Annotated in this window: 1 pseudogene; it reads left to right on the forward strand. The window is 71.5% G+C overall.

What is annotated here, in order from left to right:
- Positions 1–80: 80 nt before the first annotated feature.
- Positions 81–431, forward strand: a pseudogene (locus FNQ90_RS26550) (type I-E CRISPR-associated protein Cas6/Cse3/CasE); the annotation flags it as partial.
- Positions 432–446: the final 15 nt, after the last annotated feature.

Here is a 446-nt window from a genome sequence, read left to right on the forward strand (position 1 = left end):
CCCACCGGGCGGGACACCCCCGACAGCCCGGAGGACGGCACCGGGCACGACCCCTTCGCCCTCCTGGGCTGGTGATCACCATGACCTACCTCTCCCGCATCCGCATCAACCCGCTGCGGGCCATGAGCCGCACCCTCCTGGCCAACCCCCGTGCCATGCACGGCGCGGTGGCCGGCGGCATCCCGGGCACCCCCGACTCCGAGCGGGTGCTCTGGCGACTCGACGCCGACAACCCCCACCGCCCCCACCTCTTCGTCCTCAGCCGGTCCAAACCGGACTGGACGCACATCGTCGAGAGCGCCGGCTGGCCCGACGCGGACGGTGAACACGCCGCCATCCGCGACTACACCCCCCTCCTGGACCGCATCGCGCTCGGACGCGAGTTCGCCTTCCGGCTGACCGCCAACCCGGTGCAGAACACCCTCACCCCCCTCATACAATAAGCC

It is taken from the genome of Streptomyces alkaliphilus (assembly GCF_014141535.1).
Classification (GTDB): Bacteria; Actinomycetota; Actinomycetes; order Streptomycetales; family Streptomycetaceae; genus Streptomyces; species Streptomyces alkaliphilus.